Origin of the sequence: Aquitalea palustris (genome assembly GCF_003693445.1) — a bacterium.
GTDB lineage: Bacteria > Pseudomonadota > Gammaproteobacteria > Burkholderiales > Chromobacteriaceae > Aquitalea > Aquitalea palustris.
The window spans coordinates 32,048-49,084 of sequence record NZ_RFAR01000009.1 but is presented as its reverse complement, the minus strand read 5'-3'; the positions used below and the strand labels follow the sequence as shown (position 1 = coordinate 49,084).

The window sequence follows — 17,037 nt, the reverse complement described above, 5'->3', positions numbered from 1 at the left end:
CCCATTATCTGGGCTTTGTTTTCCGCCATGCTAGGCCTCGAAGTACAAGGTCATTATGTCGAAAGAACAGAGGAGGGCAGGATGCGGGCTTACAGGATTGCCGCCATCGCGGGCGATGGCATCGGGCAGGAAGTACTACCGGAAGGCTTGCGGGTGCTGGAGGCCGCTGCCAGGCGCTTTGCTATCGAGTTGACGGTGACCCGGTTTGACTGGGCTAGCTGCGACTATTACCTGCAACACGGGCAGATGATGCCTGACGACTGGTTTGACACCCTGCAGGGCTTTGATGCCATTTACTTCGGGGCGGTCGGCATGCCGGAGCAGGTGCCAGATCATGTATCGCTGTGGGGCTCGCTGCTGAAGTTCCGCCGCCAGTTCGACCAATACGTCAATCTGCGCCCGGTGCGTTTGCTGCCTGGTGTGCCCTGTCCGCTGGCCAATCGCCAGCCGGGTGATATCGACTTCCTGGTGGTCAGGGAAAATACCGAGGGCGAGTACTCCGCAGTCGGTGGCCGCATGTTTGAAGGAACAGAGCGCGAGCTGGTGTTGCAACAATCGATATTTACCCGCCATGGCGTCGATCGCATCCTGCATCACGCTTTTGCCCTGGCACAAAGCCGGCCGCGCAAAAAGCTGACGGCCGCTACCAAATCCAACGGCATCGCCGTGAGCATGCCCTATTGGGATGAACGGGTGGCGGCGGTGGCCCAGCACTACCCGGATGTGCAATGGGAACGGCAGCATGTGGATATTCTGGCAGCGCGTTTTGTATTGCAGCCCGACCGTTTCGACGTGGTGGTGGCATCCAATCTGTTTGGCGACATCCTGTCCGACCTGGGGCCGGCCTGCACCGGCACCATTGGCCTGGCCGCGTCCGCCAATCTCAACCCCGAGCGTCGCTTTCCCTCCCTGTTTGAACCGGTACACGGTTCCGCCCCGGATATCTTCGGCAAGAACATTGCCAATCCCATCGCCATGATCTGGTCCGGTGCGCTGATGCTGGATTTTCTGGGCCATAGCCAGGGGCCTTGCCGCGCTGCGCACGACGCCATCATGCAGGCCATCGAATCGGTGCTGCTGAGCGGGCCGCTGACTGCTGATCTTGGCGGCAAGGCCAGCACCACCGAGCTGGGTCAAGCCATTGTGGACGTTGTCATGCACTCCCCGCTGGTGGTGGAGGCTTAATCCAGAGCTTGCTGGCAGACCCGTCCGCTATGGTGCGGCGATGCCAGCTCCTATTTCCCGGCAGCTGCTGGGCCAAGGATATAAGGAGAAAACATGCACACCTCCAAGCAAGGCCGGCGTGATATTCCGCTGGCAGTGGTCAGCCTGTTGATTGTATTTGCGCTGGTGTTTGTCATGATTGCCATGCCAAATCAATCGGTTGCGGTGGCCAACCAGCTGATGTACTGGTGTACCACGGTATTTGCCTCACCCATTTTGTTGTTTGCCTTTTTTGCCGTGCTGTTTGTCATCTGGCTGGGCCTGAGCAAGTACGGTCAGATTCGGCTGGGGGAGGGCGGGCCGGATTACTCGACATCAACATGGATTTTCATGTTCATCATGTCCGGGCTGGGCTCGTCCACGCTGTATTGGGGCTTCCTGGACTGGGCGTATTACTACCAGACGCCTGGCCTCAATTTGCCGGCGGCATCGCCGCAAGCACTGAAATACAGTGTGGCTTACTCCTTCTTTCATTCCGGCCTGAGCGCCTGGGCCATCTATGCGCTGGGAGCGGTAGCCATGTGCTATCACTTTCATGTGCGCAAGAACAAGGGGCTGAGTCTGGCGGCGATTATCGGCGCGATTACCGGCCGCAAGCCTGACGGAGCCTTGGGGCGACTGGTGGATCTGCTGTTCATGCTGTGCATGTTCGGCGCACTGACCATCTCGCTGGTGCTGACCGCCATCACCTTTGCCCGGTTGCTCTCCATGCTGACCGGGATTCCCGACAGTTTCACCACGCAGCTGATCATCATCCTGGCGGTATCGGTGCTGTTTACCCTGTCTTCCTGGGTGGGCATGGATGGCGGCATGAAGCGCCTGAGCCAGATGGTGTGCTGGGGGGTGGTGGTGCTGGCTGGCTACATCTATTTGCTGGGCCCCACCCAGTTCATTACCAGTAATACCCTGTCCAGCCTGGGACTGATGCTGAGCAGCTTTGTCGACATGAGTCTGTTCACCGATCCGATGGGCGATGGCAAGTTCACCCGCGAGTGGACGGTGTTTTACTGGTTGTGGTGGATTTCCTATGCGCCAGGAGTGGCATTGTTTGTCACCCGCGTTTCCCGTGGCCGCACCATTCGCGAAGTGTTACTGGCCATGGTGATGGGCGGGTGTGCCGGCATCTGGTGCGTTTACGGCGTACTGGAAAGCTATAGCGTGCACAGCTTCATCAATGGCCTGATCAATGTGCCGCAAGTGTTGAGCGAACAGGGCGGTGAGGTGGCGATTGGCCAGTTGCTGGATTTGCTGCCTGCCGGGCGTTGGGTGATGGCTTTCTTTCTGGCGGTGATGGCGATATTTCTGGCCGCCCACATGGATGCCGTGGGTTATGCAGTATCGGCTACCTGTACCCGTCATCTGGCAGAGGGTGAGGACCCATCCCCCATCGACCGTCTGTTCTGGTGTGTGATGCTGACCCTGGTCCCGCTGGCAATGATTTTTGCCAAGGCACCACTCAATACCATGAAGACCACCGTGATCGTGACCGCCATCCCCTTCGCCCTGATTACGCTGGTCATGGTGTATGGCCTGCTCAAATGGCTGCGTGAGGATTATGGCGATGTTCCGGCGCATCAGATTGGCGAACAGCCACCCCCTGAAGTGGCCAGTCATCAGTCCGGCTCCTGAGTGCGGCCATGGCGAGTACTTATCAGCTTTCTGCGGAAATGCAGTCTTTTGTCAACCAGTGCGCCCTGTTTCAACCCGCCGATGACAGCCTGTCCGAAATGCGGGTCGCCTACGACGCCCTCTGTCGTTACTTCACCCCGGCGCTGCCGGACGGGCTGCAGGTGGAAGACCACGCACTGCCGGTGGCCGGAGGATTTATCCCGCTACGCTTGTACCGCCCCGCAGCAGCCATGCCGCCAGCCGGTTGGCCCTGTGTGCTGTATTTGCATGGTGGTGGCTGGATGCTGGGGGGGCTGGATTCCCATGCCTTTATTGCGGCACCGCTGGCGCAGGAATGCGCTGCGGCAGTGCTGGTGGTCGATTACCGCCTGGCACCGGAGCATGTGTTTCCTGCTGCTTTCGAGGACTGTATGGCGGTGTGGGACACGCTGCGCGTGGATGGCCTGACGCTGGGTATCAACGCAGCCCGAGTGGTGGTGGCTGGTGACAGTGCCGGTGGCAATCTGGCTGCCGCACTCTGCCTGGCAGCTCGCGGCAAGCCAGGCCCGCCCTTGCGCGGGCAGGCACTGCTCTATCCCGCCTTGGCTGGAGCGGCAATCTTGCCATCGGCCATCGAGCATGCCATGGCACCGCTGCTTAGCCGTGCAGACATGGCGTATTACCTGAAGCAATACGCGCCGGACCCGGCACTGCATGCCGATCCGCGCCTGGCTCCACTGGCGGCCAGCAATCTGGCCGCATTACCCCCGTCCTTTGTTGCAGTGGCGGAGTACGACCCACTTCGTGACGATGGCCTGCGCTATGTGCAGCGCCTGCAGGCGCATGGTGTTGCGGCCGAGTGTCATGTCGGACGCGGCTTGCTGCATGGCTGCCTGCGTTTCTGGCCACAGGGCATGGAGACGGCCCGCATGTACCGCGCGCTGGTCGCCGCCATGCGCCGCATGCTGGCCGGCCAGACATGACAGCGGTGGCACCGCGGCGCGATCTTCCCACCGGTCTTGCCATGCTTGTTCGTCAGGCATGACCGGATATGAAAAGGGCAGGCATTTACCGCCCTGTGACGACCCCCAAGCAGAGGAGAACACCCATGAATGATTACACCAGATTGAGCCCGGATTTCTGTGCCGATCATGAACGTGCCTGGACCTTGCCAGCCGAGTACTACACCTCAGCGCGGGTTTATCAGTATGAGAAGGAGAAGATTTTTGCCCATAGCTGGATTTGTGTAGCACATGTCAGCGAACTGGCCGAATCCAACGACTACATCACGCGGGATGTGGCGGGCGAGAGCATCATCGTGGTGCGTGGCCGGGATGGCGTGCTACGGGGTTTCTACAATGTCTGTCCCCACCGTGGTCACCAACTGCTGCAAGGCAGTGGGCGCGCCAAGAATGTGATCACCTGCCCCTACCACGCCTGGACCTTCAAACTGGACGGGCAGCTTGGTCATGCGCGCAATTGTGAAAACGTGGTCGATTTTGATGCCAGCAAGGCCACGCTGTCACCGCTCAAGGTCGAGCTGTATGCCGGCTTCGTGTTTATCAACATGAATCTGGAGGCAGGCCCGGTGGAAGAGCAGCTGCCCGGTCTGGAAGAGAGCTTGCGCACGGCCTGTCCGGTGATCGACCAGCTGCATCTGGCCGCACGCTTTGTCACTTCTACCCCGGCCAACTGGAAAATCATCGTCGACAACTACATGGAGTGCTACCACTGTGCGCCGGCGCATCCGGGTTTTGCCGACTCGGTACAAGTAGACAAATACACCCATACCCTGCATGGCAACTGGACCGTGCAGTACGGTCTGGCGCGTTCGTCGGAAAAGTCATTCAAGATCGATCCCTCGGTAGAGAACCCCAGCTTCAGTGGCTACTGGGCCTGGCCTTGCACCATGTTCAACGTACCGCCCGGTGCCGACTTCATGACGGTGATCTACGAATACCCGGTGGATGCAGAAACCACCTTGCAGCACTACGACGTCTATTTCCGCAACAAGGAACTGACGGCCGAGCAGCAGGCACTGGTGGAATGGTATCGCACCGTATTCCGGCCGGAGGACTTGCGGCTGGTGGAAAGCGTGCAGCGCGGACTGAAGTCGCGTGGCTACCGTGGTCAGGGCCGCATCATGACCGACCGCCAGCGCAGCGGCATCAGTGAGCACGGCATTGCCCATTTCCACCAGTTGGTAGCAGCCCAGCACCAGGACTGATGCCACCCGCGGCGGTGCCGGTTCGCGGTCGCCGCCGCTCATGCGGAGTTTCCGATGACATTGCAAGACCCCCTGCTGTTGCGGCAGCATGCGTATATCAATGGCCAATGGTGTTCTGCCGACAGGGCAGACACGTTCGCCGTACACGACCCGGCTACCGATCAGGTGATTGCCCATATTCCGCTGATGGCCGAAGCGGAAACCATCCGTGCCATTCAGGCAGCCGATGCGGCGCTGCCGGCCTGGCGCGACCTCAGCGCAAAAGAGCGTGCCCGGCTGCTGCGCAAGTGGTTTTTCCTGCTGGAGCAGCACGAGGAAGACCTGGCGCGGCTGATGACCTGGGAGCAGGGCAAGCCGCTGGCGGAGTCACGCGGTGAAATCCGCTATGCCGCTTCATTTGTCGAATGGTTTGCCGAAGAAGCCAAGCGCTTGTATGGCGACGTGATTCCTGCTCCGCGCCAGGACCAGACGCTGCTGGTGATGCGCGAGCCGATCGGCGTCTGCGCCGCGATCACGCCGTGGAATTTCCCCGCCGCCATGATTACCCGCAAGGCCGCCCCGGCCCTGGCTGCCGGCTGTACCATCGTCATCAAGCCCGCCAATGAAACCCCGCTATCCGCCCTGGCACTGGCCGAGCTGGCCCACCGTGCCGGCATTCCGCCCGGGGTGTTCAACATCGTGACCGGCGATGCCCAAGCCATAGGCTGGCAGCTCAGCACCCATCCGCTGGTACGCAAGCTCAGCTTTACCGGCTCCACGCCGATAGGCCGGCTGCTGATGGAGCAATGTGCCGGCACCATCAAGAAAGTGTCGCTGGAACTGGGTGGCAATGCGCCCTTCATCGTGTTTGACGATGCCGATCTGGACGCCGCAGTGGAAGGTGCCATCCAGGCCAAATACCGCAACGCAGGCCAGACCTGTGTCTGCGTCAATCGCTTCTATGTGCACCAGTCCTTGTATGCGGCGTTCCTGGAAGCCTTTAGCGCACGGGTCGCCGCGTTGCGGGTGGGGAATGGTTTTGCCGAGGCAAGCGAGATCGGCCCCTTGATTTCTGCCCGTGCGGTCAGCAAGGTGCAATCCCTGCTGGACGACGCAATTCAGGGCGGAGCCCGCTTGCTCACCGGCGGACACAGTCTGGCTGCCGGGCCGCAGTACTTTGCGCCGACTGTCATTGCCGATGTCAAGCCGGGCATGCGCCTGCTTGACGAGGAAATATTCGGCCCGCTGGCGCCGGTGATGCCGTTTGCCAGCGACGAAGAGGTCGTGCAACTGGCCAATGCCACCATTTACGGCCTGGCTGCCTACTTCTACAGCCGCGACAGTGCCCGCGTGTGGCGTGTGGCGCGGCAACTGGAATACGGCATTGTCGGCATCAATACCGGCATGGTGTCCAATGAGGTGGCCCCCTTTGGCGGCATCAAACAGTCCGGCCTGGGGCGCGAGGGCTCGCGTTACGGCATTGATGACTATCTTGAGTCCAAATATCTGTGCATGGCGTGCTGAGCGCCGCTGTCTGTTTCTCCAGTCAACTCCGAGCATGAAGCGACATGACCCTCCAGACCCCGAATATTGCCGTCCGCGTGGTGCGGATCGAACAAGCCAGTCCGCTGATCAAACGCTTTACCTTGCAGGCCGCAGATGGCGGTCCGCTGCCAGCCTTCAGTGGTGGCAGCCATGTCATTGTGCAAATGCCCACCGCCAGCGGTCTTATCCACAATGCCTATTCGCTGCTCAGTTCTCCATTCCAGCTGCAGCAGTACCAGATTGCCGTGCGGCGTGAGGAAGCCTCGCGGGGAGGCTCGGCTTTCATGCACGAGCACCTGGCAGAGGGTGACATCCTGCAGATATCCCCGCCTAACAACCTGTTTGCACTGCATGCCAGCAGTGGCCGGCAGATCCTGATTGCCGGTGGTATCGGCATCACCCCTTTCATGTCGCAGATGGAGGAGCTGCAGGCAAGCGGTGCCGCGTTTGCATTGCACTATGCCTTTCGCAGTCGCGAACAGGCCGCTTTTGTTGATGAACTGACCGCCCGTTACGGTGAGCACTGCCATTTTTATGATGCCGCCAAAGGCGAGCAGTGCAATGTCGCCGGCTTGTTGCAACAAATGACCGGGCAAGATCATGTCTATGTCTGCGGGCCCCAGTCGCTGATTCAGGCCGTACAGGCGGCAGGGGAGGCGCAGGGCATCCCGCCAGCGCGCCTGCATTGGGAGCAGTTTGCCGCCAGCACGCAAGGCGGAGAGGCATTTACCGTGGTGCTGGCCCGTTCCGGGCGCGAAATCCGGGTTGAGGGCGAACAAAGCATTCTGCAAGCCATCGAGCAGGATGGTTCGGTCGCCGTGGATTGCCTGTGCCGCGAGGGCGTTTGTGGCACTTGTGAAGTCGCCATTGTGCAAGGCGAGGCCGAACATCGCGACCAGTACCTCAGTGAAGAGGAAAAGGCTGCGCAGAAAAGCCTGCTGATCTGTGTATCGCGGGCGCGCACTTCCCGGCTGGTGCTCGATCTGTAAGCAGTGGCGGGCGGCCAGCCAGCCGCCTGTCCTGGTAGGGAAGTCTCCGCCGGGTGAGTGATGACAGTTGTTCGAAAACTGCTTGCAGCAAGGTGACAGCTGCTTGGTGAAATCCTTGATAACTGTCACTGATAAAGCCGCATGCGCTGGGCTAGAATGGATGACAGTTTCCAGGCGCGCGGCGATCCCGCAGCTGCTCGAACCCGGCGCCCCACGATTGGCCTACAAGGACATCCCTGCCATGAACCATACCTATCTTGCCCATCTTGAAGCGACGCTGGCGCAAATCCGCGCTGATGGTTTTGAAAAGCCGGAACGGGTGATTGCCACCCCGCAGCGTGCCGATATCGCCTTGTCCGGTGGTCGCCATGTACTCAACTTCTGTGCCAACAACTACCTGGGTCTGGCCGATGATGCCCGTCTGATCGACGCCGCCAAACGCGGGCTGGATGACTATGGTTATGGCTGCGCCTCGGTGCGCTTCATTTGTGGCACCCAGCAGGTGCACAAGGATCTGGAGCAGGCCATTTCTGCTTTCCTCGGTACCGACGACACCATTCTGTATTCCAGCTGTTTCGATGCCAATGGTGGTGTATTCGAAACCCTGCTGGGTGAAGAAGACGCGGTGATTTCCGACGAGCTGAACCACGCCTCCATCATCGATGGCGTGCGCCTGTGCAAGGCCAAGCGTTTCCGTTACAAAAACAACGATATGGCCGATCTGGAGGCCCAGCTGCTTGCCGCCGAAGCGGCCGGTGCCCGCTTCAAGCTGATCGTGACCGATGGCGTGTTCTCCATGGACGGCATCATTGCCGACCTGAAAACCCTGTGCGAAGTGGCGGGCCGTCATGGTGCACTGGTGATGGTGGATGATTCCCATGCGGTCGGCTTTATCGGCGAAAACGGCGCCGGTACACCGGAACTGTGCGGCGTGGCCGACAAGGTGGACATCTACACCGGCACGCTGGGCAAGGCGCTGGGTGGTGCCTCCGGTGGTTATGTATCGGCGCGCCAGCCCATCGTCGATCTGCTGCGTCAGCGTTCGCGCCCCTATCTGTTCTCCAACAGCCTGGCACCGGCCATTACCGCCGCCAGCCTGGAAGTGCTCAAGCTGATCCACAGCGAAGGCCAGCAGCTGCGCGCCCAGCTCAAGCGCAATGCCGAGCTGTTCCGCAATGAAATGTCCGCTGCCGGCTTCACCCTGGTGCCGGGCCAGCATCCCATCATCCCGGTGATGCTGGGCGATGCCCGCCTGGCCGGCGAAATGGCCGCCCGCCTGTTGCAGGAGGGCGTGTACGTGATCGGCTTCTCCTTCCCGGTGGTGCCCAAGGGCAAGGCGCGCATTCGTACCCAGATGTCGGCCGGCCACACGGTGGAGCAGGTGCAGCGTGCGGTAGCCGCCTTCATCAAGGTGGGCCGCGAGCTGAAAGTGATCGACTGAACCGCATCCAGACTTTTGCCCGTGGGCCTGTTGGCCGGCGGGCGCGCAACAGACAGGCAGGTAAATGCAATGAAAGCACTCTCCAAACTCAAGTCCGCACCCGGTTTGTGGATGAACGATGTGGCCCAGCCCGAAATCGGCCATAACGACCTGCTGATCAAGATCAGCAAAACCGCCATCTGCGGCACCGACATCCATATCTGGAACTGGGACGAATGGGCGCAGAAAACCATTCCGGTGCCGATGCATGTGGGCCACGAATACGTGGGCGTGGTCGCTGCCATGGGCTCAGAAGTACGCGGCTTTGAAATCGGCCAGCGCGTGTCCGGCGAAGGCCATATCACCTGTGGTCACTGCCGCAACTGTCGTGCCGGCCGTCGTCACCTGTGCCGCAACACCGTGGGCGTGGGCGTCAACCGCGAAGGCGCATTTGCCGAATACCTGGTGATTCCGGCCTTCAATGCCTTCCCGATTCCGGACGACATCTCCGACGACCTGGCGGCCATCTTCGATCCTTTCGGCAATGCGGTGCATACCGCGCTGTCCTTCAATCTGGTGGGTGAAGACGTGCTGATCACCGGTGCCGGCCCCATCGGCATCATGGCGGTGGCCATCGCCAAGCATGTGGGTGCGCGCCATATCGTCATCACCGACGTCAACGACTACCGCCTCGATCTGGCCCGCCAGATGGGGGCCAGCCGTGCGGTGAACGTGGCGCGTGAAGACCTGAAACAGGTGATGAGCGAGCTGCACATGTGTGAAGGCTTCGACGTGGGCCTGGAAATGTCCGGCAATCCGCAGGCCTTCCGCCAGATGCTGGAAACCATGAACCACGGCGGCAAGGTGGCGCTGCTGGGCATTCCGCCGTCCAATACCGCCATCGACTGGAACCAGGTCATCTTCAAGGGCCTGGAAATCAAGGGCATCTATGGCCGGGAAATGTTTGAAACCTGGTACAAGATGGTGGCGCTGATCCAGTCTGGGTTGGATATCCGCCCCATCATCACCCATCACTTCAAGGTGGATGACTTCGAGCAGGGCTTTGCCACCATGCTGTCCGGTCAAAGCGGCAAGGTGATTCTGGACTGGAGCTAAGGAGCGGTTCTAGGTCTGCTGCGCGCCAGTGAGATGGTGCTAACAAGATCGGCGGGGGGCACATTTACGCCAGATCAATTCCGTTTCCCCATTGGTTGTGGCTTGTTTTCGTCTGCTCTCACCCTGGCTCGCACGCCTTTGAGCAGCTTGGTAATCGGGATGGACGGCAGGTGCAAAGCCTGCCGTTTTTTCAGTGGTGGTCTCGATTTGGCTAATTTCTTATGCCAATTGGCCAGATTCTGCTCCGTGTGCCGGATCGCCATGCCGGTTGTGCTGCGTGCTCACATCCCCAGCGACTCAATCGACCTGCCGTTCCGGCGGTTTATCCCATCGTTCACCATGGCCATTTGCACGGCACCACGCTGAGCGGGGAGCTGACTGCGGGGCTAAATGTACTGCTTGTTTGCGCGGGTATCCGCAGGGCTAAGTGGTCATTCATGTAAGTAAATGATAATCATTTGCATTTTTTCCTGATTTGGGTATAGTCGGCCATCGCTTATGGAAAATATCTTGAAAGTTGGCTGATGAATTGCTTGGCTTCGTGGCTGGAGTGCGTCCGATCATGCATTCCTTGAAACAGTGGTCTGAAGAAAATAGGGTGCATCCAGATGCCATTGGCCGGTACAGCAGGCTTGCGCGAATTTTGCATTGGGTATTTGCCGTGTCGATTATCTATGCATCGATAATTGGATTTATGCTCAGTCATATCTTCCCCTTGTCATTAAGAAGTTTTCTTTCCCATCTCAATATGTCAGTTGCTACCGTGCTGATATTCCTGTTTCCCGTCAGAGTGCTATCAAGGCTGCGCAATCGCACAGCACCCTTGCCAAACACCTCGCCATTCATGGCAGCCCTTGCTCATGCCGCACACCATCTCTTGTATTTTTTGACCATGCTGGTGCTGGCGAGCGGTTTTTTAATGGTGCCGGATGGGTATTATTTCTTCGGTGTGCTATGGATACCCACCCCCTTTCATCAAGGCGAGCTGACTGCTTCATTATTTGAAGTGCACCGCATCGCCTGCATGGCGCTGGCCATGCTGGTGATCTTGCATATTGGTGCGGTGCTGAAGCATCAGTTGCTGGAGCGCACCCCCATCCTGCGGCGCATGCTGTAATCGCATCGCATTCCTGATGCCAGGGGGGCGATGCTGACGGCCCACCCCGGACGGCAGGGAGGGACAAGGCCGGATGGAGCCAGAGCCCGGATCGGGCTGCCCTGGCCTTGCTCCCTACCCAACAAGCCGCTGGCGCGGCTGGCAAACTGCTACCTGCGCCGCCACCTCATCGCGCTTGGCTATACTCTTGTTGTCGTGCAATGCACAACGCGGCACATCATTCGGCTACTGCCTTGCTTTTCGCCGGGGGCGCTAGGCGGTAGAATCGTCCTTTGACTTTTCACTAGCTACCCCACGTCTATGCTTACCTTTCAGGAAATCATCCTTACCCTCCAGAATTATTGGAACGAGCAAGGGTGCGTCATCATGCAACCCTTCGACATGGAGGTGGGCGCCGGTACCTCGCATCCGGCCACCTGTCTGCGTGCCATCGGCCCGGAGCCGTGGAATGCAGCCTATGTGCAGCCCTCGCGTCGTCCCAAGGACGGCCGTTACGGTGAAAACCCGAACCGTCTGCAGCATTACTACCAGTTCCAGGTAGCGCTCAAGCCGTCGCCGGCCAATATCCAGGAACTCTATCTGGGTTCGCTCAAGGTGCTGGGCATCGACCCCACCGTGCACGACATCCGTTTTGTCGAAGACGACTGGGAAAACCCGACGCTGGGTGCCTGGGGCCTAGGCTGGGAAGTCTGGCTGAACGGCATGGAAGTGACCCAGTTCACTTACTTCCAGCAAGTGGGCGGCCTGGATTGCAAGCCGGTGCTGGGTGAAATCACCTACGGCATCGAGCGTCTGGCCATGTATCTGCAGGGCGTGGAAAACGTCTATGACCTGCTGTGGACTGCGTATCCCAACGGCCAGCGCGTGACTTATGGTGATGTTTACCATCAGAACGAAGTGGAACAGTCCACCTACAACTTCGAACACGCCAATGTGCCCAAGCTGTTCGAACTGTTCAGCTACTACGAATCCGAAGCCAAGCGCCTGCTGGAGATTCCGCTGGCGCTACCGGCCTACGAAATGGTGCTCAAGGCCGGCCACAGCTTCAACCTGCTGGATGCGCGCGGCGCCATCTCGGTGACCGAGCGTGCCACCTATATCGGCCGGGTACGCACCCTGTCGCGTGGCGTGGCGCAAGCCTATTACGCCTCGCGCGAGGCGCTGGGCTTTCCCATGTGTCCCAAGGCCTGATTGCCAATGAAACTCAGGATCAGCCTGTTGCTTGCCCTGGCCGCCACGCCGGCGCTGGCCGAAACCGCCGATTGGGGCGTCTACCAGCAGGGCTCTGCCCTGGAACTGGCCATGGACCGCAACTCCATCTGGGTGGAGCAGGACGGGCTGGTCCATTTTGTGAATCAGGAACGGTTCAGCGAGCGCCAGTACGACAAGGCCACCGACATCAAGTATTACATCCGCCGCACCACCGGCTATGCCGATTGCGCCAAACAGCAATACGCGCTGGTCGGGCTGGAATACGCCGGCAAGAATAACCGCCATCTGTATTCCAGCATGTTCCCGGTGCAGCGCTTTGCCTGGAACTGGCAGCCGGTGTACCAGAACTCGGTGGCCGACACCATGCTGCAAGTCGTGTGCTATCTCGCCAAAACCGCTCCGCACAAGAAATCTGAATAAACCATGAACGCCACCCTGCTTATCGAGTTGCTCACCGAAGAGCTGCCGCCCAAGGCGCTGGAAAAGCTGTCGCTCAGCTTTGCCCAGACCATTTCCGAAGAACTGAAAAAACTGCAATTCGTCGCCGCCGATGTCGAGGCCATTGCCTTCGCTTCGCCGCGCCGTCTGGCCGTGCAAGTGCCGGCCGTGCTGGCTGTGCAGCCGGACCAGAAAATCGTGCGCAAGGGCCCGGCCGTGGCCGCAGGCATGAAAGATGGCCAGCCCACTCCGGCACTGGCCGGTTTTGCCCGCTCCTGCGGCGTGGACGTGTCTGCGCTTAGCACCATGAGCGATGGCAAGCAGGATGTGTTTGCTTACGAGAGCACCAAGACCGGCGAAGCGCTGGCCGCCGTGCTCACTGATATCGTGGCGCTGGCGCTGAAAAAGCTGCCCATCCCCAAGCTGATGCACTGGGGCGATCTGGACTACCAGTTCGTGCGTCCGGTGCATGGCCTGATCATGCTGTGGGGCGAAACCGTGATCGAAGGCAGCGTGCTGGGCTTGTCCAGCCGCAATGCCACCCGTGGTCACCGTTTCCTGTCCTCGGGTGATGTGATGGTGGAAAAGGCCGATGACTACGCCCGCGTGCTGTTCGAGCAAGGCAAGGTGCTGGCCAGCTTCAATGCCCGCCGCGAACTGATCCGCAAGCGTCTGGCCGAGTCCGCCGCCGTGCATGGTGCCACCATCGCTGCCGACGACGCCCTGCTGGACGAAGTCAGCGCGCTGGTGGAATGGCCGGTGGTGCTGGAAGCCGGCTTTGAAGCCGAATTCCTCAAGGTGCCGCAGGAATGCCTGATTCTCACCATGCAGCAGAACCAGAAGTACTTCCCGCTGCTGGACGCCCAGGGCAAGCTGATGAACCGCTTCCTCTTGGTGTCCAATCTGGAAACCGCCGACCCCAGCCACATCATTCAGGGTAATGAGCGCGTGCTGCGCGCCCGCCTGTCTGATGCCAAGTTCTTCTTCGAGCAAGACCAGAAAGCCCGTCTGGAAACCCGCCTGGCCAAACTGGCCGAGGTGGTTTACCACAACAAGATCGGCAGCCAGCTGGAACGGGTAGAGCGCCTGCAGTCCATCGCCGGCCAGATCGCCGCGCTGCTGGGGGCCGACCAGGCCGTGGCCGAGCGTGCCGCCTTGCTGGCCAAGGCCGACCTGGTGACCGACATGGTGGGTGAATTCCCCGAGCTGCAAGGCGTGATGGGCATGTACTACGCCCAGCACGACGGCGAAAGCGAAGTGGTGGCTGCAGCCATCGAAGGCCACTACCACCCGCGCTTTGCCGGTGACAGCTTGCCGCAAGGTGACATCGCCACCGCTGTGGCGCTGGCGGACAAGCTGGAAGCCATTGTCGGCATCTGGGGCATCGGCCTGATTCCGACTGGCGACAAAGACCCCTACGCACTGCGCCGCGCTGCGCTGGGTGTGTTGCGCATGGTGCTGGAAGCCAAGCTGGACCTGAAGGCCCTGCTGGCGCTGGTGGCCGCTGCTTTCCCGGCAGGCAAGCTGTCTGCCACCACGGCAGACGAAGTGTTTGCCTTCATGATGGACCGCCTGAAAAACTATCTGGCTGCCGATTATCAGGGTGATGAAGTCGATGCCGTGCTGGCACTGGCACCTTCGGTCCTGAACGAAGTGCCGGCAGTACTGGCTGCGGTGGCCGCCTTCAAGGCGCTGCCGGAAGCCACCACGCTGGCCGCCGCCAACAAGCGCGTGAAGAACATCCTGAAGAAAACCGAAGGCGAAGTGGGTTCGGTCAACCCGGCCCTGCTGAGCGAAGCGGCCGAGCAGGCACTGTACGCTGCCGTGACCGAACTGGCTCCGCAGGTGGATGCCAAGTTTGCCGCGCACGACTTTGCCGGTGCGCTGGCCCAGTTGTCCAGCCTGAAGGCGCCGGTGGATGCCTTCTTTGATGGCGTGATGGTGATGGCAGACGACCTGGCGGTACGTGCCAACCGTATCGCCCTGCTGGCCCGTCTGGCTGATCTGTTCAACCGCGTGGCGGATATCTCGCTGCTGGCGGATTAAGCTTGTAGCCGGTCCTGCGGGGCCGGCTGGCGCAGTTTTTGCCTGCATCAATCCGGCACGGTAGCCTGTTTACCGGCCGGATTGTTCTCCCATCGCAAGGAAAACCATGAAACTTGTCATCCTGGATCGCGACGGCGTCATCAACGAAGACCGTGATGATTTCGTCAAGAACACCATGGAGTGGCTACCGCTGCCGCACAGTCTGGAAGCCATCGCCAACCTGACCCAGGCCGGCTGGCATGTGGTGGTGGCCACCAATCAGTCCGGCCTGGCGCGTGGCCTGTTCGATGTGCATGCACTCAATGCCATGCATGAAAAGATGCACCGGCTGGTAGGGCAGGCTGGTGGCCGTATCGATGCCATCGCCTACTGCCCGCACGGGCCGGATCATGGCTGTGAATGCCGCAAGCCGCTGCCGGGCATGGTGCTGGAGCTGGCCGAGCGTTTCAATGTCAAGCTGCAGGGCCTGCCCTTGATTGGCGACAGCCTGCGCGATCTGGAATCGGTGGCTGCGGTTGGCGGACAGCCCATTCTGGTGCGTACCGGCAAAGGCATGAAGACCCTGGAAAAGGGCGGACTGCCCGAAGGAACGCTGGTGTTCGACGACCTGTTCGACGCCGCCGAGCACTTGATCAATCTGTGAACTGGCTAAGCCCAAGGCTGAGATAACCCATGATCTGGATTCGTAACCTGATTTACTGGCTGTTGCTGCTGATTGTCACGCCGCTGTGCTTTCTGGGCCTGTTCATCGCCGCACCGCTGCCACGCCGTACCCGCCATGTGTTTGGCGAGAGCTGGGCCAAGATCATGCTGTGGCTGCTGGTGCATGTGGTGGGCCTGAAATACCGGGTGATCGGTGCGGAGAACATCCCGTCCGAGCCGTCCATCATCTGCTCCAAACATCAGTCCGGCTGGGAAACCCTGGCCTTGCAGAAAATCTTTCCCTCGCAGATTTATGTCGCCAAGCGCGAATTGCTGTGGCTGCCCTTCTTCGGCTGGGGCCTGGCCTTGATGAACCCCATTGCCATCAATCGTTCCGACCGTTCCCGAGCCAACGACCGCATGCTGCAACAGGGGCTGGAGCGCAAGAAACACGGCTTCTGGATTACCGTGTTTCCCGAAGGTACCCGCACCAAGCCGGGTGTGGCTGGCAAATACAAACACGGCGCAGCGCGCATGGCGCGTCAGCTGGACATGCCATTGGTGCCGGTGGCACACAATGCCGGTGAATTCTGGCCGCGCAATGCTTTTCTGAAATATCCGGGCGAGATTACCGTGGTGATCGGCCCGGCCATCCGCCCGCAGGATGGTGTTGGCCCGGAGGCCATGACCCAGCAGGCGCAGCAGTGGATCGAGGCGCGCCAGCGCGAGATCGGCGGCGTCGGCCCCTTTGCCCACCCCGATGACAAGCGCCGCCGCCTGGACCATCCTGCCGCTGCCTGAGGGCGCGGTAGAGGTGCACCTGGTGCGGCGGGTGCGCAAAAGCATAGGCATCCGCATTGCCGATGGCCGGGTGGAGCTGATTGCCCACCCCCGCATCAGCCAGGCCCGTTTGCGCGAGGTGCTGCTGGCGCGGCAGGACTGGATTGCCCGGCATGTGCTGACACAGCGGGAACAAAAACAGCAGCTGGCCGATCTGACCAGCCTGTCTTATCTGGGGCGCGAGCTGCCCATCCAGCTGCAGGGCGGCCAGCGCCGCACGGCGCGGCTGAACGGCGATGTGCTGCAGGTATGCGGCATTGCCCCGGGTGACACGCTTGGCCTACAGGCTGTGGTCAGCGTCTGGCTCAAGCGTCAGGCCCAGCTATGCTTTGCCCAGCGGCTGGGGCAGTTCGCCGTGCACTGCCCGCGTCAGCCGGGCAAGCTGTCGCTGTCATCGGCCCGCACCCGCTGGGGCAGCTGTACCGCCGCTGGCGATATCCGCCTCAACTGGCGGCTGATGCAGGCTCCGCTGCCCATCATCGATTATGTGCTGGCCCACGAGCTGGCCCATTTGCTGCACATGAACCATTCTTCCGCCTTCTGGGCGGAAACCGCCCGCTTGTTTCCCGACTGGAAAAATGCTCGCCACTGGTTGAAACAACAGGGGAGTAGCCTGTTTCGTTTTGGCTAGTCG

Annotated in this window: 15 protein-coding genes; all 15 read left to right on the top strand. The window is 60.4% G+C overall.

Translation table 11 applies throughout. From position 1 onward, the window contains the following. The first annotated feature begins 81 nt into the window (after window positions 1-81). The 15 genes from EAY64_RS03170 (at window position 82) to EAY64_RS03100 (ending at window position 17,034) form a co-directional block, all read left to right on the top strand. Window positions 82-1,185: a tartrate dehydrogenase gene (locus EAY64_RS03170; RefSeq protein ID WP_103523339.1), complete on the top strand. Its 1,104-nt coding sequence runs from the start codon at window positions 82-84 to the stop codon at window positions 1,183-1,185. Between the two features lie 93 nt (window positions 1,186-1,278). Beyond that, on the top strand, window positions 1,279-2,853 hold the full coding sequence (locus tag EAY64_RS03165) for a BCCT family transporter (RefSeq protein ID WP_103523338.1): 1,575 nt from the start codon (window positions 1,279-1,281) through the stop codon (window positions 2,851-2,853). A gap of 8 nt (window positions 2,854-2,861) precedes the next feature. Continuing rightward, window positions 2,862-3,815, top strand: coding sequence for an alpha/beta hydrolase (locus EAY64_RS03160; RefSeq protein WP_103523337.1), 954 nt, complete (start codon window positions 2,862-2,864; stop codon window positions 3,813-3,815). Window positions 3,816-3,940: 125 nt separating this feature from the next. Further along, entirely contained in the window at window positions 3,941-5,059 is a 1,119-nt protein-coding gene (locus EAY64_RS03155) for an aromatic ring-hydroxylating oxygenase subunit alpha (RefSeq protein WP_103523336.1), read from the top strand. Window positions 5,060-5,113: 54 nt separating this feature from the next. Continuing rightward, the gene (locus EAY64_RS03150; RefSeq protein ID WP_103523335.1) at window positions 5,114-6,562 is read left to right on the top strand and encodes an NAD-dependent succinate-semialdehyde dehydrogenase; all 1,449 of its coding nucleotides are present in this window, start codon (window positions 5,114-5,116) and stop codon (window positions 6,560-6,562) included. A 44-nt stretch (window positions 6,563-6,606) separates the two neighbouring features. Next, window positions 6,607-7,572 (top strand): PDR/VanB family oxidoreductase, encoded by a 966-nt coding sequence (locus EAY64_RS03145; protein WP_103523334.1) that lies wholly within the window; start codon window positions 6,607-6,609, stop codon window positions 7,570-7,572. A gap of 241 nt (window positions 7,573-7,813) precedes the next feature. Then, complete coding sequence (locus EAY64_RS03140) at window positions 7,814-9,013, top strand: glycine C-acetyltransferase (protein WP_103523395.1); 1,200 nt, start codon at window positions 7,814-7,816, stop codon at window positions 9,011-9,013. 69 nt (window positions 9,014-9,082) lie between these two features. Continuing rightward, complete coding sequence (tdh, locus tag EAY64_RS03135; protein ID WP_103523333.1) at window positions 9,083-10,108, top strand: L-threonine 3-dehydrogenase; 1,026 nt, start codon at window positions 9,083-9,085, stop codon at window positions 10,106-10,108. Between the two features lie 562 nt (window positions 10,109-10,670). Then, window positions 10,671-11,225, top strand: a complete 555-nt coding sequence (locus EAY64_RS03130) for a cytochrome b (protein WP_147456170.1) — start codon at window positions 10,671-10,673, stop codon at window positions 11,223-11,225. Between the two features lie 300 nt (window positions 11,226-11,525). Further along, on the top strand, window positions 11,526-12,416 hold the full coding sequence (glyQ, locus tag EAY64_RS03125; RefSeq protein ID WP_103523331.1) for a glycine--tRNA ligase subunit alpha: 891 nt from the start codon (window positions 11,526-11,528) through the stop codon (window positions 12,414-12,416). Between the two features lie 6 nt (window positions 12,417-12,422). Next, window positions 12,423-12,857, top strand: a complete 435-nt coding sequence (locus tag EAY64_RS03120) for a surface-adhesin E family protein (RefSeq protein WP_103523330.1) — start codon at window positions 12,423-12,425, stop codon at window positions 12,855-12,857. Between the two features lie 3 nt (window positions 12,858-12,860). Further along, on the top strand, window positions 12,861-14,921 hold the full coding sequence (glyS, locus tag EAY64_RS03115; RefSeq protein WP_103523329.1) for a glycine--tRNA ligase subunit beta: 2,061 nt from the start codon (window positions 12,861-12,863) through the stop codon (window positions 14,919-14,921). 106 nt (window positions 14,922-15,027) lie between these two features. Continuing rightward, entirely contained in the window at window positions 15,028-15,564 is a 537-nt protein-coding gene (gene gmhB, locus EAY64_RS03110; protein ID WP_103523328.1) for a D-glycero-beta-D-manno-heptose 1,7-bisphosphate 7-phosphatase, read from the top strand. A 29-nt stretch (window positions 15,565-15,593) separates the two neighbouring features. Next, complete coding sequence (locus tag EAY64_RS03105) at window positions 15,594-16,364, top strand: lysophospholipid acyltransferase family protein (RefSeq protein ID WP_103523327.1); 771 nt, start codon at window positions 15,594-15,596, stop codon at window positions 16,362-16,364. Beyond that, entirely contained in the window at window positions 16,324-17,034 is a 711-nt protein-coding gene (locus tag EAY64_RS03100; RefSeq protein ID WP_103523326.1) for a M48 family metallopeptidase, read from the top strand. The genes EAY64_RS03105 and EAY64_RS03100 overlap by 41 nt, the downstream gene beginning before the upstream one ends. The last annotated feature ends 3 nt before the right edge of the window (window positions 17,035-17,037 follow it).